This window comes from Pseudomonas sp. SWRI51 (assembly GCF_014268825.1).
Classification (GTDB): Bacteria; Pseudomonadota; Gammaproteobacteria; order Pseudomonadales; family Pseudomonadaceae; genus Aquipseudomonas; species Aquipseudomonas farsensis.
The window spans coordinates 1-18,862 of the sequence record NZ_JABWRG010000052.1 but is presented as its reverse complement, the minus strand read 5'-3'; the positions used below and the strand labels follow the sequence as shown (position 1 = coordinate 18,862).

Genomic DNA, 18,862 nt, shown 5'->3' with positions numbered 1-18,862 from the left:
ATTGGAATTACAAGATTATGCACTGCTGGATAGAAAACAAGCCTTTTTAGTGGCAGTATTTTGTTAAATCTACAACGAGTGGTCGGGAAGCCGCTCCACGGCTGTGCCAGGCATGCTGTTATTGAGCCTAGGCCGCAATCGTTTGGAGGGACAATTCCCCTGAGGCCCGCCCTTACCGTCAGCCTGGAGTCAGTACATGCACCCGCGCATCCTTGAGGTCACCGAACGGCTGATCGCCCGCAGCCGCCGTACCCGTGAACGCTACCTTGAGCTGATCCACGGCGCGGCCAGTGACGGCCCCATGCGTGCCAGCCTGCAATGCGCCAACTTCGCCCACGGCGTGGCCGGTTGCGGCGGCGAAGACAAGCAGACCCTGCGCCTGATGAACGCTGCCAACGTAGCCATCGTCTCGGCCTACAACGACATGCTCTCGGCCCACCAGCCGTACCAGCACTTCCCCGAACAGATCAAGCAGGCCCTGCGCGAAATTGGCTCGGTCGGCCAGTTTGCAGGTGGCGTGCCGGCGATGTGCGATGGCGTCACCCAGGGCGAGCCGGGCATGGAGCTGGCTATCGCCAGCCGCGAAGTGATCGCCATGTCCACCGCCATTGCACTGTCGCACAACATGTTCGATGCGGCATTGATGCTGGGCATCTGTGACAAGATCGTGCCGGGCCTGATGATGGGCGCGCTGCGCTTTGGCCACCTGCCGACCGTGTTCGTGCCGGGCGGGCCGATGGTGTCGGGCATTTCCAACAAGGAAAAAGCCGATGTACGCCAGCGTTACGCCGAGGGCAAGGCCACCCGCGAGCAACTGCTCGAATCGGAAATGAACAGCTATCACAGCCCCGGCACCTGCACCTTCTACGGCACCGCCAACACCAACCAGCTGGTGATGGAAGTGATGGGCCTGCACTTGCCCGGCGCCTCGTTCGTCAACCCTTACACGCCGCTGCGCGATGCCCTTACTGCCGAGGCGGCGCGCCAGGTCACGCGCATGACCAAGGCCAGCGGCAGCTTCATGCCGATTGGGCAGATCGTCGACGAAAAAGCGCTGGTCAACTCCATCGTGGCCCTGCACGCCACCGGCGGCTCGACCAACCACACCCTGCACATGCCGGCAATTGCCCAGGCTGCCGGCATCCAGCTGACCTGGCAGGACATGGCCGACCTGTCCGAGGTGGTGCCGACGCTGTCCCACGTCTACCCCAACGGCAAAGCTGACATCAATCACTTCCAGGCCTGTGGTGGCATGGCCTTCCTGATCCGCGAGCTGCTCGATGCCGGCCTGTTGCACGAGGACGTCAATACCGTCGCCGGGCCGGGCCTGCGCCGCTACACCCAGGAGCCCTTCCTCGAGGATGGCCAGTTGGTCTGGCGCGAAGGCACACCGCACAGCCTCGACGAGACCATCCTGCGCCCCGTGGCGCGGCCGTTCTCGGCTGAAGGCGGGCTGCGGGTGATGGAAGGCAACTTGGGGCGTGGGGTGATGAAGGTGTCTGCGGTGGCCCCCGAGCACCAGGTGGTCGAGGCCCCGGCGCGGGTGTTCCATGATCAGCAGTCGCTGGCCGATGCCTTCAAGGCCGGCGAGCTTGAGTGCGATTTCGTCGCCGTGGTGCGTTTCCAGGGCCCACGTTGCAATGGCATGCCCGAGCTGCACAAGCTCACGCCGTTCCTCGGCGTATTGCAGGACCGTGGCTTCAAGGTGGCGTTGGTGACCGATGGGCGTATGTCTGGCGCTTCGGGCAAGATTCCGGCAGCCATCCATGTGTGCCCTGAAGCCTTCGATGGCGGCCCGTTGGCACGGGTGCGCGATGGTGACAGAGTGCGTGTCGATGGTGTCGAAGGCACCTTGCAGATCATGGTGTCGGCTGAAGAACTGGCCGCCCGCGAGCTGCCGGCGCCGCCCCAGGGCAACGACCTGGGCTGCGGGCGCGAGCTGTTCGGCTTCATGCGGGTGGCGTTCAGCACCGCCGAAAAAGGCGCGAGCGCCTTCACTTCGGCACTGGAGAACCTTGAATGAAGGCTTTGCTGGTGGGTGACATTGGCGGTACCAACGCCCGTTTTGGCCTGTGGCAAGGCAACCAGCTGCATGCGGTGCAGGTGTTTGCCACCGCTGACTACACCAGCCCCGAGCAAGCCATCGGCGCCTACCTTGCCGACCAGCACATCGCCCCCGGCGGCCTTGCGGCGGTGTGCCTGGCAGTGGCGGGGCCGGTGGACGGCGATGAGTTTCGTTTTACCAACAACCATTGGCGCCTCAGCCGCACGGCGTTTTGCCGCACGCTGCAAGTCGAGCAACTGCTGCTGATCAACGACTTCACCGCGATGGCGCTGGGCATGACCCGCCTGAACGAAGGTGAGTATCGCGAAGTCTGCCCCGGCCAGCCCGACCCGTCGCGCCCAGCGCTGGTTATCGGCCCAGGCACCGGGTTGGGTGTCGGCAGCCTGCTGCGCCTGGGCGAGCAACACTGGATGGCGCTGCCGGGGGAGGGCGGGCATGTCGACTTGCCGGTCGGCAACCTGCGCGAGGCGGCGATCCATCAACAGATTCACCGCCAGATCGGCCATGTCAGCGCCGAAACGGTGCTCAGTGGTGGTGGCCTGGTGCGCTTGTACGAGGCCATGTGTGCGCTGGATGGCGACACCCCCACGCACCGTACTCCGGCGCAGATCACCGACGCAGCACTGGGCAACGAGCCGCGGGCGCTGGCGGTGGTGGAGCAGTTCTGCCGGTTTCTGGGGCGCGTGGCGGGCAACAACGTGCTGACGCTGGGTGCGCGCGGCGGGGTGTATATCGTCGGTGGAGTGATACCGCGTTTTGCCGAGCTGTTCCTGCGCAGCGGTTTTGCGGCTAGCTTTGCCGACAAAGGCTGCATGAGCGGTTATTTCAGCGGGGTGCCGGTGTGGCTGGTGACCGCTGAGTTTTCCGGGTTGCTGGGGGCGGGGGTGGCGTTGCAGCAAGCGTTGGATCAGTAAACCTCATCGCGGGGCAAGCCCGCTCCCACGGTCGGTGAGGGCGCGAACAGCAGACACAAAGATCTGCGATTACCAGAGGATGGACCATTGTGAGTACTGCCGGTAAATCGATCCTGATGGTCGACGACGATCAGGATATTCGTGAACTGCTGCAAACCTACCTCAGCCGTGCAGGCTTGCAGGTGCAGGCCGAAGCCGATGGCCAGGGCTTTCGCCGGGCGCTCGATGCTGGCAATTTCGACCTGCTGATTCTCGATGTGATGCTGCCCGACGAAGACGGCTTCAGCCTGTGCCGTTGGGTGCGCCAGCACCCGCGCCTGGCACGGGTGCCGATCATCATGCTGACCGCAAGCTCCGATGAAGCCGACCGGGTCATCGGCCTTGAACTGGGCGCCGACGACTATCTGGGCAAACCCTTCAGCCCGCGTGAACTGCAGGCCCGCATCAAGGCCTTGCTGCGCCGCGCCGAGTTTGGCCAGGCGCTGGCGCCCAGTGCGGTGCTGGCATTCGATGACTGGCGCCTGGACACAGTCAGCCACCGGTTGTTCCACCGCGACGGCGAAGAGGTGATTCTGTCCGGTGCCGACTTTGCCCTGCTCAAGCTGTTTCTCGACCATCCGCAGCAGATTCTCGACCGCGACACCATCGGCAACGCCACCCGTGGCCGCGAACCGATGCCGCTGGACCGTATCGTCGACATGGCGGTCAGCCGCTTGCGCCAGCGCCTGCGCGATTGTGAAAAACCGCCCAGGCTGATCCGCACCGTGCGCGGCAGTGGCTACTTGCTGGCAGCCAATGTCTGCCCGGCCTAGCGAGGCGCGGCGGCGCCTGCTGCCGCGCTCGTTGCTGGGGCGCATGCTGCTGCTGACCTTGCTGGTGGTGGTACTGGCCCAAGGCCTTTCGAGCCTGATCTGGGTTGCACAACTGCGCGCCAGCCAGATGCAGGGGCTGCGCGCCAGCGCCAGCAGCCTGGCCCATTCCATGAGCGCCAGCGTCAGCTACTTCCGCTCGCTGCCGGTCGCCTACCGGCCACTGGTGCTGGACCAGTTGCGCAGCATGGGCGGCACGCGGTTTTTCGTATCGCTCAATGACAAGCCGCTGGATATGCCGGTGCTGCCGGTCACCCCGCGCAAGCGGGCGGTGATCGAGGTGTTCGAGCAGGTGCTGCATGAACGCCTGGGCGCGCAGATGGAAGTGTCGGTGGAGTTCGTCAGCCCCGACGACCTGCGTATTTTCAACAGCGGCCTGAAGCTCGACGAACTGCCGCGCTCCTGGGCGCACTATTCGCTTACCTTGGAGCCGCTCAACCCACCGGTGCTGGTGACTCAGATCCGCCTGGGCGAGGGCGAATGGCTGTACATCGCCTCGCTGCTGCCCGAACCCTACACCGGCCTTGAGGCCGAACGCCTGCCGCGCCAGCAGATCGGTTTCATCGCCCTGACCACCTTGATGCTGCTGGTGTTCATCGGCCTGCTGGTGCACTGGCAAACCCGTCCGCTCAAGCGCCTGGCGCGGGCGGCGCGGGAAATGTCACTGGGCGCCGATGTGGCGCCGCTGGCCGAAGGGGGCGGCAGCGAAGTGGTGGAGGTGAGCCGGGCGTTCAACAGCATGCGCGAGCGCATCAGCCGCTACCTGACCGAGCGCGCCCAGTTGTTCAGTGCCGTGTCACACGACCTGCGCACCCCGATCACCCGCCTGCGCCTGCGCGTCGAGTTGCTGGAAGACGAGCAGTTGCAGGCCCGGTTCAGCCGCGACCTCGATGAGCTGGAGTTGCTGGTCAAAGGGGCGCTGCAATGTGTGAAGGACACCGATATCCACGAGAACATCGAACCGATCGACCTTAACCAGTTGCTCGATATCCTCGCCGAACCCTACCTGGGTGACGGCCGCATCACCCTTGAGGGCTGTGCGCTGGCGCCTTATCTGGGCAAGTCGCTGGCGCTGCGGCGCTGTATTGGCAACCTGATCGACAACGCAATCAAGTATGGCGAGCGGGCGCACTTGCGGGTGATCGATAGCCGCGAGAGCTTCGTGCTGCAAGTGGATGACCAAGGGCCGGGCGTTCCGGAGCAGCGCCTGGAGCAGGTGTTCGAGCCGCATTTCCGCCTGGCTGGGCAGCAGCAGGGTTATGGGCTGGGGCTGGGCATTGCGCGCAATATTGCCCATAGCCATGGCGGTGAGGTGAGTTTGCTGAACTTGCGCGGGGGAGGCTTGCGGGTGACCTTGTACTTGCCGCGCATGGCCGAGTGAGCGCTTGCCTGGATCACATCACTATCGCGTCTGCGCCTGATCCCTGTAGGAGCGGCCTTGTGTCGCGAAAGGGCTGCGTAGCGGCCCCGCCGATTTTGCATGAGGCGCAGATCCTGGGGCCGCTACGCGCCCCGTTCGCGACGCAAGGCCGCTCCTACACAATCAACAGCGGATAGTGTCGTTTTGCAGGTCACTACCCGGTGACAATCCCGCCGGCCTTCGTGACATGCCAGCCAGGACGGCTGGTTAGAATCGGCTGACAACAACAAGGAAGCCCCGCCAATGGCCAACTACTGGCTCGATGCCCCCGCCCACCATGCCTGGCTTACCCGCGAAGCCCTGCGCCTGCTGGATTTCGCCCGCGCCTCCCGCCTGCCGCAGGGCTTTGGCAACCTCGACGACGCTGGCCGCCTGCCGCGCGGCGCAGTTGCCGAAACCCTGAACACCGCACGCATGACCCACAGCTTTGCCCTGGCCCATCTGCATGGCGTGCCTGGCTGCAAAGGGCTGGTCGAGCATGGCGTCGCCGCCCTGCAAGGGCCGTTGCACGATGCGCTGCATGGCGGCTGGCTGGCCGCCCCCGAAGGGCACGGCGACGGCCGCAAGGCGGCGTATCTGCATGCGTTTGTCGCCCTGGCGGCAAGCTCGGCCGTGGTGGCCGGGGTGATCGAGGCGCAGGCCTTGCTCGCTGACGCAATCGAGGTGATCGAACGGCATTTCTGGTGCGAAGAACAAGGCGCCCTGCGCGAATCGTTCAGCCGCGACTGGCAAAGCTGCGAAACCTACCGTGGCGCCAACAGCAACATGCACGGGGTCGAGGCGTTTCTGGCGCTAGCCGATGTCACCGGCCAGCCACGCTGGCTGGAGCGTGCAGTGGCGGTGGTGCAACGGCTGATTCTGCGCCAGGCCGCCGGTGATGGTTTGCGTGTTACCGAGCACTTCGATAGCCACTGGCAGCCGCAGCCCGACTACAACCAAAACCTGCCCGCCGATGGTTTTCGCCCCTACGGCACCACCCCGGGCCATGCTTTCGAATGGGCGCGGCTGCTGCTGCACCTGGAGGCGTCGCTGCAACGGGCTGGGCTGCCTGCGCCAGACGGCTTGCTGCCGGCTGCGCGCGGGCTGTTCGACAGCGCCTGGCACAACGCCTGGCATGTCGACGGCGCGCCGGGGCTGGTCTACACCCTCGATTGGGACAATCGCCCGGTAGTGCGCGAGCGCCTGCATTGGGTGCACGCCGAGGCCAGCGCCACGGCGGCAGCGCTGCTCAAACGTACTGGTGAAGGCCAGTACGAGTGCTGTTATCGCCGCATCTGGGATTTTATCGCCGAGTACTTCATCGACCCTGTGCATGGCAGTTGGCACCACGAACTCGACCCCGCCAACTTGCCCGGCGCGCGTATCTGGGGCGGCAAGCCCGACCTGTATCACGCCCTGCAGGCGCTGCTGCTGCCGCGCCTGCCGCTGGCGCCAAGCCTGGCCAGCGCCCTCGCTTTGTAACCATTTGATGACATTCGCGCATCCGTTCGTTACCTGCCGGGCGGCGCGCGCTACTTACACTCCATGCAATGCAAGCGACAGTCTTGCCATGCATAACAACAAGAAAGGTATTCCCATGCACCCGACGCTCCGTCTCGCCGCTGCCGTTTCCCTCGCTTCTCTGTGCTCGCTCAGCGCCCATGCCGCCGACTCCAAAGGCAGCGTGGAAGTGGTCCATTGGTGGACGTCCGGCGGCGAAAAAGCCGCCGTCGATGTGCTCAAGGCCCAGGTCGAAAAAGACGGTTTCACCTGGAAGGATGGCGCAGTGGCCGGTGGTGGTGGCGCCACCGCGATGACCGTGCTGAAAAGCCGCGCAGTTGCCGGCAACCCGCCGGCCGTTGCGCAGATCAAGGGCCCCGACATCCAGGACTGGGCCGCAACCGGCCTGCTCGACGATGAAGTGCTCAAGGATGTGGCCAAGCAGGAACAGTGGGACGGCCTGCTCGACAAGAAAGTCGCCGACACCGTCAAGTACGAAGGCAACTACGTGGCCGTGCCGGTGAACATCCACCGCATCAACTGGCTGTGGATCAACCCGGACGTATTCAAGAAGGCCGGCATCGCCAAGGCGCCGACCACCCTCGATGAGTTCTACGCCGCCGCCGACAAGCTCAAGGCAGCAGGCTTCATCCCACTCGCCCACGGCGGCCAGCCCTGGCAGGACAGCACCGTGTTCGAAAGCGTGGTGCTGGCGGTGATGGGCGTCGATGGCTACAAGAAGGCCTTGGTCGACCTGAACGAAGACGCCCTGACCGGCCCGGGCATGGTCAAGTCGCTGGCCGAACTGAAAAGGGTCGCCACCTACATGGACCCGGACGGCAAGGGCCAGGACTGGAACCTGGAAGCGGCCAAGGTGATCAACGGCAAGGCCGGCATGCAGATCATGGGCGACTGGGCCAAGAGTGAATGGACCCTGGCCAGGAAAACCGCCGGCACCGACTACCAGTGCGTAGCGTTCCCCGGCACGCAAAACGCGTTCCTGTACAACATCGACTCGCTGGTGGTGTTCAAGCAGAAAGACGCCGGCACCGCAGCCGGCCAGCAGGACATCGCCAGCAAGGTGCTCGGCCAGGACTTCCAGAAGGTGTTCAGCATCAACAAGGGTTCGATCCCAGTGCGTAACGACATGCTCGCCGACATGGGCAAATATGGCTTTGACAGCTGCGCGCAAACCGCCGCCAAGGACTTCCTTGCCGACGCCAAGAGCGGCGGCCTGCAACCGAGCATGGCGCACAACATGGCCACCACCCTGGCGGTACAGGGCGCGTTCTTCGATGTGGTGACCAACTACATCAACGACCCCAAGGCTGACCCCGCCGATGCGGCGAAGAAGCTCTACGCCGCGGTCAAATCCGCCAAGTAAAGCCGACGCGAACCATTGTATGGGCGGCCTTGCGCCGCGATGGGCTGTGCAGCAGCCCCTGAACCTGCGCACTCGATCTTTCAGGTAGGTGTTGGCTTTGAGTCCCTGGGGCTGCCTTGCAGCCCATCGCGACACAAGGCCGCTCCTACAAGGGAGTGCAGCGCCTTTGAGGTGAACCATGACCGCAACAACCGCCCGCCTGCGGGCCTCACCCCTGGACGCGCTACAGCGCTGGCTACCGAAACTGGTGCTGGCGCCGAGCATGTTCATTGTGCTGGTGGGCTTCTACGGTTACATCCTGTGGACCTTTGTCCTCTCGTTCACCACCTCGACGTTTCTGCCCACCTACAAATGGGCGGGGCTGGCGCAGTACGCTCGCTTGTTCGACAACGACCGCTGGTGGGTGGCGAGCAAGAACCTGCTGCTGTTCGGTGGCCTGTTCATCGCCATCAGCCTGGCCATCGGCGTGCTGCTGGCGGTGCTGCTCGACCAGCGCATCCGCCGCGAAGGCTTCATCCGCACCATTTACCTGTACCCGATGGCGCTGTCGATGATCGTCACCGGCACCGCCTGGAAATGGCTGCTCAACCCCGGCATGGGGCTGGACAAGCTGCTGCGTGACTGGGGCTGGGAAGGGTTTCGCCTGGACTGGCTGATCGACCCCGACCGGGTGGTGTACTGCCTGGTGATCGCCGCTGTGTGGCAGGCCTCGGGCTTCATCATGGCGATGTTCCTCGCCGGCCTGCGCGGGGTCGATCAGTCGATCATCCGCGCCGCCCAGCTCGATGGTGCCAGCCTGCCGCGTATCTACTGGACCGTGGTGCTGCCCAGCCTGCGCCCGGTGTTCTTCAGCTCGCTGATGATCCTTTCGCACATCGCCATCAAGAGCTTCGACCTGGTGGCGGCCATGACCGCAGGCGGCCCTGGCTACTCCTCGGACCTGCCGGCGATGTTCATGTACTCGTTCACCTTCAGCCGAGGGCAGATGGGCATGGGCTCGGCCAGCGCCATCCTGATGCTCGGCGCCATCCTGGCGATCCTGGTGCCTTACCTGTACTCGGAACTGCGGGGCAAACGCCATGACTAGCCTGAACGCAAAACCTGCGCTGAACCTCAGCCGCCTGGCCATCTATGCGGTGCTGTTGCTGGCCGTGCTGGTGTACCTGGTACCGTTGGTGGTGATGCTGCTGACCAGCTTCAAAACCCCCGAGGACATCAGTACGGGCAACCTGCTGAGCTGGCCGGTTCAGTTTACCGGCAGCGGCTGGAGCAAGGCCTGGGCGACGGTCAGTGGCTACTTTGTCAATTCGATCCTGATCACGGTGCCGGCGGTGCTGATCAGCACCAGCATCGGCGCGCTCAATGGCTATGTGCTGTCGATGTGGCGTTTCCGTGGCTCGCAGCTGTTCTTCGGGCTGTTGCTGTTCGGCTGCTTCCTGCCGTTCCAGACCGTATTGCTGCCGGCCTCGTTCACCCTCGGCAAGCTAGGCCTGGCCAGCACCACCACGGGCCTGGTGCTGGTGCATGTGGTCTACGGGCTGGCCTTTACCACGCTGTTTTTCCGCAACTACTACGTGAGCATTCCCGATGCGCTGGTCAAGGCTGCGCGCCTGGACGGTGCCGGGTTTTTCACCATTTTCGGGCGGATCATCCTGCCGATGTCGACGCCGATCATCATGGTCTGCCTGATTTGGCAGTTCACCCAGATCTGGAACGACTTCCTGTTCGGCGTGGTGTTTTCAAGTGGCGACTCGCAACCGATCACCGTGGCCCTGAACAACCTGGTCAACACCAGCACCGGGGCCAAGGAATACAACGTCGACATGGCCGCCGCGATGATCGCCGGGCTGCCGACGCTGCTGGTCTACGTGGTGGCAGGCAAGTATTTCGTGCGCGGCCTGACCGCCGGCGCAGTCAAGGGGTAAATCATGGCAACACTCGAACTACGCAATGTGCACAAGACCTACGGCAGCGGCCTGCCGGACACCCTCAAGGATATCCAGCTGGCCATCCGCGATGGCGAGTTCCTGATCCTGGTGGGGCCTTCGGGCTGCGGCAAGTCGACCCTGATGAACTGCATCGCCGGGCTTGAAAGCATCAGCGGCGGTGCGATCCTGATCGACGACGAGGACGTCAGCGGCATGAGCCCGAAGGATCGCGACATCGCCATGGTGTTCCAGTCCTATGCGCTGTACCCGACCATGAGCGTGCGCGACAACATCGCCTTCGGCCTGAAGATCCGCAAGCTGCCCCAGGCGGCCATCGACGAGGAAGTCGCACGGGTGGCCAAGCTGCTGCAGATCGAGCACCTGCTGGGGCGCAAGCCTGGGCAGCTGTCCGGTGGCCAGCAGCAGCGTGTGGCCATGGGCCGGGCGCTGGCGCGGCGGCCGAAGATCTACCTGTTCGACGAGCCGCTGTCGAACCTCGACGCCAAGCTGCGGGTGGAGATGCGCACCGAGATCAAGCTGATGCACCAGCGCCTGAAGACCACCACGGTGTACGTCACCCATGACCAGATCGAGGCCATGACCCTGGGCGACAAGGTGGCGGTGATGAAGGACGGCATCATCCAGCAGTTTGGCACCCCGCAGCAGATCTACAACGACCCGGCCAACCTGTTCGTGGCGAGCTTCATCGGCTCACCGCCGATGAATTTCATCCCGGTGCGCCTGAGCCGCCAGGACGGCCGCGTGCTGGCGCTGCTCGACAGCGGCCAGGCGCGCTGCGAGCTGCCGCTGGGCAGCGCCGGTGATGGCCTTGAAGGGCGTGAGCTGATGCTTGGCGTGCGCCCCGAGCAGATCACCCTGGGCAGCGCGCCGGGCAATGGTTTGCCGGGCATCCGCGCCGAGGTGCAGGTGACCGAGCCGACCGGGCCGGACCTGTTGGTATTCGTCACCCTCAACCAGACCAAGGTCTGCTGTCGCCTGGCCCCGGATGTGGCATGCCGGGTGGGGGACAGCCTCGACCTGCAGTTCGACCCGGCGCGGGTGCTGCTGTTCGATGCCAGCACTGGCGAGCGGCTGGACCTTTCAAGGGCCGTCAAACCCGACGCGGTCCCTGTGTAGGAGCGGCCTTGTGCCGCGAAAGGCGCGCGTAGCGGGCCCACTGCCTGGGCCTCCTGCAAACCTGCCGGGGCTGCTTTGCAGCCGTTCGCGGCACAAGGCCGCTCCTGCAGAAGAGACGATTGATACACCGTTCTGTACAACCGATAACAAGAAAAGAGGACACAAAGGGATGGAACAGCGCAATCGCATCAGGACGCTGGGCTCGCTGGCTTTGTTGGCCATCGTGGGCAGCAGTGGCGCACAGGCTGGCGAAGCTTTCTCGTCGGAGTCCAAATGGATGACCGGCGACTGGGGCGGCACTCGCACCGAGTTGCTCGACAAAGGCTACGACTTCACCCTCGACTACGTCGGTGAAGTGGCCGGCAACCTCAACGGGGGCTACAACGACGACAAAACCGCACGCTACAGCGACCAGTTCGCCCTCGGCGCGCACCTGGACCTGCAAAAGATCTTCGGCTGGCATGATGCCGAATTCAAACTGGCGATCACCGAGCGTAGCGGCCGAAACCTGTCCAACGACCGCATCAGCGACCCGCGTGCCGGGCAGTTCAGCTCGGTGCAGGAAGTGTGGGGGCGTGGCCAGACCTGGCGCTTGACGCAGATGTGGGTCAAGCAGAAGTACTTCGACGGGGCGCTGGACGTCAAAGCCGGCCGCTTCGGCCCTGGCGAGGACTTCAACAGCTTCCCCTGCGACTTCCAGAACCTGGCGTTCTGCGGCTCGCAGGTGGGCAACTGGGTGGGCGGCATCTGGTACAACTGGCCCGTCAGCCAGTGGGCGCTGCGGGTTAAATACAACATCACCCCGGAATTCTTCGTCCAGGTGGGCGCCTTCGAACAGAACCCCTCCAACCTTGAAACCGGCAATGGCTTCAAGCTCAGCGGCAGCGGCACCAAGGGCACGATCCTGCCGGTGGAAATGGTCTGGTCGCCGCAGGTCAATGGCCTGCCCGGCGAATACCGCTTGGGTTACTACTACAGCACTGCCAAGGCCGAGGATGTCTACGACGACGTCAACGGCAACCCGCAGGGCCTGACCGGTGCAGGCTTCAAGTCGCATTCGAGCAAGCATGGCTGGTGGGTGGTGGCGCAGCAGCAGGTCACCTCGCACGCCAGCGATGCCAGCCGCGGCCTGAGCCTGTTCGCCAACTTCACTGTGCACGACAAGGCCACCAACGTGGTCGACAACTACCAACAGGTGGGCATGGTCTACAAGGGCGCCTTCGACAGTCGGCCCAAGGATGACATCGGTTTCGGCATCGCCCGCATCCACGTCAACGACGATGTGAAGAAGCGCGCCGAGCAGCTCAATGCCATCAGCGGTATCAACGATTACGACAACCCAAGCTTCGTGCCGCTGCAGCGCACCGAGTACAACGCCGAGCTGTATTACGGCTTCCACGTCACCAACTGGCTGACCGTGCGGCCCAACCTGCAGTACATCAAGAGCCCAGGTGGCGTTGACCAGGTGGATAACGCGTTGGTCGCAGGGCTGAAGATTCAGTCGTCATTCTGAGAAAAATTGTTGTAAATTTACGCCATCCATTTTCGGCCTACCGCTAACCACTGGTCTGCAGTGGTTAGCGCGCCGGGGTCGAGACAGCGCTATCTCAAACAACAACGAGCCTGGAACCATGCCTGAACATCCGCTACATCGCTTCTTCACCACGCAACGGCCACGGCCGACGTTCGAGTGGGAGCGTTACCAGCAGCGCGATGTCCTGATCATCGACCACCCTCGCTGCCAGGCGGTGTTCAGCCGTCAGGGCGGGCAGTTGCTGCACTTCCAGCCTGCTGGCGAAAAGCCTTGGTTGTGGTGCGCCGAACAGTGGCCGCAGGTGGGCGCTATCCGTGGCGGCGTGCCGGTGTGCTGGCCGTGGTACGGCCGCCACCCCAGCGAGGACTTGTGGCCAGCCCATGGCTGGGCACGGCTGCTGGACTGGAAGCTGGTCGAAAGCTCTGAAGACGAAGACGGCGTGAGCCTGAAGTGGCGCCTGGACCTGTGCGACTGGCAGGTTGACCTGCACGCGCGGCTGGGGGCGAGCATGGAGCTGAGCCTGAGCACCGAGCACCAGGACAGCGAACCCTGCCAGTTGAGCCATGCGCTGCTGGCTTACTGGCGTATCAGTGACGTGTCAAAGGTAGCGCTGTCCGGGCTTGAGGATATCGAAGGCTATGACCGTCTCAACCGCCAGGCCTGCCGTGAAGACGGTGCCCTGAAACTGCGCGGCGGCTGCCAGAAGGTGTACCCCGGCACGCCCAAGGTGCAGTTGCATGACCCGGCCTGGCAGCGCGAGCTGTGCATCGATACCGGCGACAGCGACGACACCGTGGTGTGGCACCCGGGCCGACGGCCGCTGATGGGTGTAAGCGGGCGCGAGTGCCAGGGGTTTGTCTGTGTCGAGGCGGCAAGCGGCAGCGATGCCGGCCTGAGCCTGGCGCCGGGTGAGCGCGCGCACCTGCGTTTACAGGCGCACCGGCTCAGTTGAGGTCGTCGTCCTCGATGGGGTAGCGGCTGGCGTTGAGGCTTTCTTTGATTTTGCGCAGGTGCGGCTGGAAGTCCACGCCCCGGCGCAGGGTCATGCCGGTGGCCAGCACGTCGAGCACGGTGAGCTGGATGATCCGCGAGGTCATCGGCATATAAATGTCGGTGTCTTCGGGCAGCGGGATATGCAGGCTCATGCTGCAGGCCTGGGCCAATGGCGAGCCTGCTGCCGTCAGGCCCAGCACCGAGGCGCCGTTTTCGCGGGCCACGCGCGCAACTTCGACCAGCTCGCGGGTGCGCCCGGTGTAGGAAATGATCACGAACAGGTCGCCGGTGTGCGCCACCGAGGCCAGCATGCGCTGCATCAGCACATCGGCGTGGGCCGACACGGCAAGGTTGAAGCGGAAGAACTTGTGCTGCGCATCCAACGCCACGGGCGCCGAGGCGCCGAGGCCGAAGAAGTGGATCTGCCGGGCCTGGATCATCATGTCCACGGCGCGGCTGACCTGCTGCGGGTCGAGTTGCTGGCAGGCGCTGTCGAGCGAGGCGATGGCACTGCCGAAGATTTTCTGGGTGTAGGCTGCCGGGTCGTCGTCGGCTTCAACCGCACGGCTGACATAGGCTGCGCCGCTGGCCAGGCTTTGCGCCAGCTGTAGCTTGAGCTCGGGGTAGCCACTGACGCCGAACGAGCGGCAGAAGCGGTTGACGGTGGGTTCGCTGACCTTGGCGGCCTGGGCAAGGGCGGCGATGCTGAAGCGAGTGGCTTGTTGCGGGTTGAGCAGGATAACTTCGGCGACCTTGCGTTCGGCCTTGTTCAGCTCGTCCAGGCGGCCCTGGATTTGTTCCAGGAGGTTGCGCACGCGGTCCATGGTGGGTGTCCTTGGGTCGGAAAGTCGGCTCGGGCAGACAGCCGGCAGTGGTAACAGCAGGCTTTTTGCAAAGTTGTCTATCGTACTGTCGCCGTGGTTGTCACACCACTTGTCTGTACGGCATGTGGGTAATGTTGTTGTTTTTACTACATTGGCCCTTGAAAAACAGGGTTGAACGGGTTATTCCTAGGTTAACTTTATAAAAGAACCAACATCATGGTTGCGATCAGTGTAGAACCTTGCACCTTTGCCCTGTTTGGCGCGTTGGGCGACCTGGCATTGCGCAAGCTGTTTCCGGCGCTTTACCAGCTGGACCGCGCCAATTTGCTGCACGCCGATACCCGACTGCTGGCCTTGGCCCGCGAGGCCGGCAGTGCGCAGGCGCATCTGGACAACATCGAGTCGCACCTGCGCCGGCATGTGCCGGAGGCCGATATCGACGCCGCCTCGCTGGGCCGCTTTCTGGCGCGCCTGGACTACCTGCACCTGGACTTCGTCGAGCCCGAGGGCTACCAGGCCCTGGCCGCACAAGCCCCGGCTGATGGGCCACTGATTGCCTACTTTGCCACGGCCGCTGCGGTGTACGGCGCGATCTGCGAGAACCTCGACAAGGTTGGCCTGGCCCCGCGCACCCGGGTGGTACTGGAAAAACCCATTGGCCACGACCTTGAGTCGTCGCGCCGGGTCAACGATGCGGTGGCGCGGTTCTTCCCCGAAAGCCGGGTTTACCGCATCGACCATTACCTGGGCAAAGAGACGGTGCAAAACCTCATCGCCCTGCGCTTTGCCAACAGCCTGTTCGAAACCCAGTGGAACCAGAATTCCATCTCCCATGTGGAGATCACCGTGGCCGAGAAAGTCGGCATCGAAGGCCGCTGGGGCTATTTCGACAAGGCCGGCCAGCTGCGCGACATGATCCAGAACCACCTGTTGCAGCTGCTCTGCCTGATTGCCATGGACCCGCCGAGCGACCTGTCCGCCGACAGTATTCGTGACGAGAAGGTCAAGGTGCTCAAGGCACTGGCACCGATCACCGGCGAAGGCCTGAGCACCCGTGTGGTGCGTGGCCAGTACATTGCTGGCTACAGCGATGGCAAACCAGTGCCCGGTTACCTGGAAGAAGACAACGCCAACGCCCAGAGCGATACCGAAACCTTTGTTGCCCTGCGCGCCGACATCCGCAACTGGCGCTGGTCGGGGGTGCCGTTCTATCTGCGCACCGGCAAGCGCATGCCGCAAAAACTGTCGCAGATCGTCATCCACTTCAAGGAAACCCCGCACTACATTTTCGCCCCGGAACAGCGTTTGCAAATCGGCAACAAGCTGATCATCCGCCTGCAACCGGACGAAGGCATCTCGCTGCGGGTGATGACCAAGGAGCAGGGCCTGGACAAAGGCATGCAACTGCGCAGCGGGCCGCTGCAACTGAATTTCTCCGATACCTGGCGCAGCGCGCGGATTCCGGATGCCTACGAGCGCCTGTTACTGGAGGTGATGCGTGGCAACCAGAACCTGTTCGTGCGCAAGGACGAGATCGAATACGCCTGGACCTGGTGCGACCAGCTGATAGCCGGCTGGAAAAACAGCGGTGAGGCGCCCAAGCCCTATGCGGCAGGCTCCTGGGGGCCGATGAGCTCGATCGCATTGATTACACGAGACGGGAGGGCCTGGTATGGCGATATCTGAACTGCAACTGCCGGCGAACGTAACGGTACATGCGTTGGCCAATGCCAGCCAATTGGCACAGGCCCAGGCCACGGACGTTGCCGAACGCCTGCGCCTGGCGATTGCCAGCCAAGGCCAGGCCTGCCTGGTGTTGTCCGGCGGGCGCAGCCCGGTGCCGTTTCTGGAGGCCCTTGCGCAACAGCCGCTGGACTGGCCCAAGGTCACGGTGAGCCTGGCTGATGAGCGCTGGGTGCCGGTTGAGCACGCCGACAGCAACGCCGGCCTGCTGGCGCGGCATCTGTTCAAGGGTGCTGCGGCCAAGGCGCGCTTTATCGGGCTTTATCACCCTGCTGCCAGCCTGGGCATCGCGGCCGAGCTTGCTGATGAGGCTCTGGCGGGCTTGCCGCCTATCGACGTGCTGGTGTTGGGCATGGGTGACGATGGCCACACCGCCTCGCTGTTCCCGGCCAGCCCCAACCTTGCCCAAGGCCTGGACCTTGCCAATCGCCGTCGCTGCCTGGCCATGCTGGCGCCAAGCGTGCCGCACCAGCGCCTGTCGATGACCCGCGCACTGCTGGCCAGCGCCGGGCTGATCGTGCTGGCCGTGCAAGGGGCCGGCAAACTCGCTACCCTGCGCGCCGCGCTGGCAGGCGACGACCTTTCCGAAATGCCGATTCGCGCCTTTCTTCACGACCCCCTGAGCATCTACTGGTGCCCATGAGCCAAGGATCCACTGTCATGACCACCCTCGAACGCCCACAGCCTTTGCTCTCTATGGCCGAGAAAGCCGCCCGCATCGATGCCATCTGCGCCAAGGCGCGGATCCTCCCGGTGATCACCATCGCCCGCGAGCAGGACATCCTGCCGCTGGCCGATGCCCTGGCCGCAGGCGGCATCCGTACCCTGGAAGTCACCCTGCGCTCCGAGCACGGCCTCAAGGCCATCCAGGTGCTGCGCGAGCAGCGCCCGGAGCTGTGCGTCGGCGCCGGCACGGTGCTTGACCGCAGTATGTTCGCCGCTGTCGAGGCGGCCGGGGCGCAGTTCGTGGTCACCCCCGGCATTACCCCGGACATTCTGCAGGCTGGGGTGGACAGCGATATCCCGCTGCTGCCCGGCATCAGCACGCCATCGGAAATCATGCTGGGCTATGCCCTCGGTTACCGGCGTTTCAAGCTGTTCCCCGCCGAGATCAGCGGCGGCGTGGCGGCGATCAAGGCGTTTGGCGGCCCGTTCGGTGATATTCGTTTCTGCCCAACTGGCGGGGTCAACCCTGCCAATGTACGCAACTACATGGCCCTGCCCAACGTCATGTGCGTAGGCGGCACCTGGATGCTCGACAGCAGTTGGATCAAGAACGGTGACTGGGCGCGCATCGAGGCGTGCAGCGCCGAGGCGATGGCACTGCTGGACTGATCGTTTTCGTTGTGTGTTGCACGGCTTGTGGGGCGCTTGGTCGGCGCCCCTTTTTTTGTCCTCGGTTAAGCCCGCTTGCCGGCTCACTGCCTTTGCAGCGGCAAGGGCAGCCTGTCCCTCTGCGCTCGCCGGCGCCTGCGCTCTAGATTGGTGGCGGTCACTACCATTCCGATCAAGCAAGAGGACATTGGATCATGAGCAACAACGCAGAGCGCATCATTGCCGGTTTCGAGCACCTTGAGACCCCCGACGAAATCGAAAATCACCTGTTCCGCAGCACCAACGGTGTAATTCCCGGCTGTTGGATCAGCGCGGATACCGTCTGCGCTGACGTGCAAATCGGTGGGCAAGGCTGGGCAACCTACAGCGTGCCGGTCATGGCCTACCTGGTCCAGGTTGAAACCATCACGGTGCCCGGCAAGGCCAAGCATCAGCAGGAAATTTCGGCAGTCGAAGGCTACAGCAACGCCTTCTACTCAAACGTGAAAACCGAGGTGGGGCTGGGCAAGGACTTCAACCCGTTCATGGGCGAAAGTGGCAGGGTCCGCAACGGCGTTACTGAAGGCATTCATGGGTCGAATGCCCGCGTTCAGAAAGTGCAGGCGAAGGACTTTAACCCAGTCATGGGCGAAAGTGGCAGGGTCCGTAACGGCGTTACTGAAGGCATCCATGGGTCCCATGCTCGCGTCCACAAAGTGGAGGTGGAGGGGCCGGGTGGTTTCAACGTCTACCAACTGCATATCGCCCATGCTCACTGCGCCACGTCGGCCGCAGACCATGCCGGGTCTTTCAAGTACGCCAAGACCCTTGCCCGGCCGACAGAAGAGCAGCCGGAGCGCGTAGACCTTTACTTCATGACCTCGATTGCCACCGATACCCTTGTGCCGGTGTCTTCGGAGCACTGCGTGCCGGTGTTGAGCTGGGAAGACATTCAGGAGGCTGCATTGATGAAAGGTTACGACCCTGAAACCAATGAAGGCCAGTGGTCTATCGACTACACCGCCTGCGATAACTCAGGCGTCCAGGACTGACCGCGCTGATCAGCCAAAAAAACCGGCAGGGTTTCTGAGCACGCCAAGTTTTGGGGGCGCTGCTACGTGCAGGCCTGTTCCGGCCTCATCGCAGGCTATCGCCAGCTCCCACAGAGCTCGCCCATCCCCATATCGATGCCGTCTACGCGGTCAGTGTAGGAGCGGCCTTGTGCCGCGAAAGGGCTGCGAAGCAGCCCCAGGATCTG

General features: G+C 63.7%; 16 protein-coding genes. 15 read left to right on the top strand and 1 reads right to left on the bottom strand.

What is annotated here, in order from left to right:
- The first annotated feature begins 196 nt into the window (after window positions 1-196).
- The 11 genes from edd (at window position 197) to HU720_RS15570 (ending at window position 13,682) form a co-directional block, all read left to right on the top strand.
- Window positions 197-2,023, top strand: a complete 1,827-nt coding sequence (gene edd, locus HU720_RS15620; RefSeq protein ID WP_186520836.1) for a phosphogluconate dehydratase — start codon at window positions 197-199, stop codon at window positions 2,021-2,023.
- Window positions 2,020-2,979 (top strand): glucokinase, encoded by a 960-nt coding sequence (locus HU720_RS15615; protein WP_186520835.1) that lies wholly within the window; start codon window positions 2,020-2,022, stop codon window positions 2,977-2,979. Before edd ends, HU720_RS15615 begins: the two co-directional genes overlap by 4 nt.
- 89 nt (window positions 2,980-3,068) lie before the next feature.
- Window positions 3,069-3,791 (top strand): response regulator, encoded by a 723-nt coding sequence (locus tag HU720_RS15610; protein ID WP_186520834.1) that lies wholly within the window; start codon window positions 3,069-3,071, stop codon window positions 3,789-3,791.
- Window positions 3,775-5,229: an ATP-binding protein gene (locus HU720_RS15605; RefSeq protein WP_186520833.1), complete on the top strand. Its 1,455-nt coding sequence runs from the start codon at window positions 3,775-3,777 to the stop codon at window positions 5,227-5,229. Before HU720_RS15610 ends, HU720_RS15605 begins: the two co-directional genes overlap by 17 nt.
- A gap of 282 nt (window positions 5,230-5,511) precedes the next feature.
- Complete coding sequence (locus HU720_RS15600) at window positions 5,512-6,729, top strand: AGE family epimerase/isomerase (RefSeq protein WP_186520832.1); 1,218 nt, start codon at window positions 5,512-5,514, stop codon at window positions 6,727-6,729.
- A 115-nt stretch (window positions 6,730-6,844) separates the two neighbouring features.
- On the top strand, window positions 6,845-8,131 hold the full coding sequence (locus HU720_RS15595; protein WP_186520831.1) for an ABC transporter substrate-binding protein: 1,287 nt from the start codon (window positions 6,845-6,847) through the stop codon (window positions 8,129-8,131).
- 178 nt (window positions 8,132-8,309) lie between these two features.
- Window positions 8,310-9,218 carry a sugar ABC transporter permease gene (locus HU720_RS15590; protein ID WP_186520830.1) on the top strand — a complete coding sequence of 303 codons (909 nt, stop codon included), beginning with the start codon at window positions 8,310-8,312 and terminating at the stop codon, window positions 9,216-9,218.
- Complete coding sequence (locus HU720_RS15585; protein ID WP_186520829.1) at window positions 9,211-10,056, top strand: carbohydrate ABC transporter permease; 846 nt, start codon at window positions 9,211-9,213, stop codon at window positions 10,054-10,056. Before HU720_RS15590 ends, HU720_RS15585 begins: the two co-directional genes overlap by 8 nt.
- Window positions 10,057-10,059: 3 nt before the next feature.
- A complete protein-coding gene (ugpC, locus tag HU720_RS15580) occupies window positions 10,060-11,196 on the top strand; it encodes a sn-glycerol-3-phosphate ABC transporter ATP-binding protein UgpC (RefSeq protein ID WP_186520828.1) in 1,137 nt (378 codons plus the stop codon).
- 169 nt (window positions 11,197-11,365) lie between these two features.
- Complete coding sequence (locus tag HU720_RS15575; protein ID WP_186520827.1) at window positions 11,366-12,709, top strand: carbohydrate porin; 1,344 nt, start codon at window positions 11,366-11,368, stop codon at window positions 12,707-12,709.
- A gap of 118 nt (window positions 12,710-12,827) precedes the next feature.
- Window positions 12,828-13,682: a D-hexose-6-phosphate mutarotase gene (locus tag HU720_RS15570; protein WP_186520826.1), complete on the top strand. Its 855-nt coding sequence runs from the start codon at window positions 12,828-12,830 to the stop codon at window positions 13,680-13,682.
- On the opposite strand, the gene hexR is transcribed toward HU720_RS15570, so the two are convergent.
- A complete protein-coding gene (hexR, locus tag HU720_RS15565; RefSeq protein WP_346656584.1) occupies window positions 13,675-14,538 on the bottom strand; it encodes a DNA-binding transcriptional regulator HexR in 864 nt (287 codons plus the stop codon). The two genes, HU720_RS15570 and hexR, sit on opposite strands and share 8 nt — an antisense overlap.
- Before the next feature lie 225 nt (window positions 14,539-14,763).
- Here hexR and zwf point away from each other — a divergent pair, with 225 nt between their 5' ends.
- The 4 genes from zwf (at window position 14,764) to HU720_RS15545 (ending at window position 18,656) form a co-directional block, all read left to right on the top strand.
- A complete protein-coding gene (gene zwf, locus HU720_RS15560; RefSeq protein ID WP_186520824.1) occupies window positions 14,764-16,233 on the top strand; it encodes a glucose-6-phosphate dehydrogenase in 1,470 nt (489 codons plus the stop codon).
- Entirely contained in the window at window positions 16,220-16,933 is a 714-nt protein-coding gene (gene pgl / locus HU720_RS15555) for a 6-phosphogluconolactonase (protein ID WP_186520823.1), read from the top strand. The genes zwf and pgl overlap by 14 nt, the downstream gene beginning before the upstream one ends.
- Before the next feature lie 17 nt (window positions 16,934-16,950).
- A complete protein-coding gene (locus tag HU720_RS15550; protein WP_186520822.1) occupies window positions 16,951-17,625 on the top strand; it encodes a bifunctional 4-hydroxy-2-oxoglutarate aldolase/2-dehydro-3-deoxy-phosphogluconate aldolase in 675 nt (224 codons plus the stop codon).
- 194 nt (window positions 17,626-17,819) lie between these two features.
- Window positions 17,820-18,656, top strand: a complete 837-nt coding sequence (locus HU720_RS15545; RefSeq protein WP_186520821.1) for a hypothetical protein — start codon at window positions 17,820-17,822, stop codon at window positions 18,654-18,656.
- Window positions 18,657-18,862: the final 206 nt, after the last annotated feature.

Coding starts and splice junctions, on each gene's coding strand:
- HU720_RS15590 (WP_186520830.1), top strand. CDS start 8,310: ATGACCGCAACAACCGCCCGCCTGCGGGCCTCACCCCTGGACGCGCTA.
- HU720_RS15605 (WP_186520833.1), top strand. CDS start 3,775: ATGTCTGCCCGGCCTAGCGAGGCGCGGCGGCGCCTGCTGCCGCGCTCG.
- HU720_RS15615 (WP_186520835.1), top strand. CDS start 2,020: ATGAAGGCTTTGCTGGTGGGTGACATTGGCGGTACCAACGCCCGTTTT.
- HU720_RS15595 (WP_186520831.1), top strand. CDS start 6,845: ATGCACCCGACGCTCCGTCTCGCCGCTGCCGTTTCCCTCGCTTCTCTG.
- HU720_RS15600 (WP_186520832.1), top strand. CDS start 5,512: ATGGCCAACTACTGGCTCGATGCCCCCGCCCACCATGCCTGGCTTACC.
- edd (WP_186520836.1), top strand. CDS start 197: ATGCACCCGCGCATCCTTGAGGTCACCGAACGGCTGATCGCCCGCAGC.
- ugpC (WP_186520828.1), top strand. CDS start 10,060: ATGGCAACACTCGAACTACGCAATGTGCACAAGACCTACGGCAGCGGC.
- HU720_RS15575 (WP_186520827.1), top strand. CDS start 11,366: ATGGAACAGCGCAATCGCATCAGGACGCTGGGCTCGCTGGCTTTGTTG.
- HU720_RS15570 (WP_186520826.1), top strand. CDS start 12,828: ATGCCTGAACATCCGCTACATCGCTTCTTCACCACGCAACGGCCACGG.
- HU720_RS15550 (WP_186520822.1), top strand. CDS start 16,951: ATGACCACCCTCGAACGCCCACAGCCTTTGCTCTCTATGGCCGAGAAA.
- pgl (WP_186520823.1), top strand. CDS start 16,220: ATGGCGATATCTGAACTGCAACTGCCGGCGAACGTAACGGTACATGCG.
- HU720_RS15585 (WP_186520829.1), top strand. CDS start 9,211: ATGACTAGCCTGAACGCAAAACCTGCGCTGAACCTCAGCCGCCTGGCC.
- HU720_RS15545 (WP_186520821.1), top strand. CDS start 17,820: ATGAGCAACAACGCAGAGCGCATCATTGCCGGTTTCGAGCACCTTGAG.
- zwf (WP_186520824.1), top strand. CDS start 14,764: ATGGTTGCGATCAGTGTAGAACCTTGCACCTTTGCCCTGTTTGGCGCG.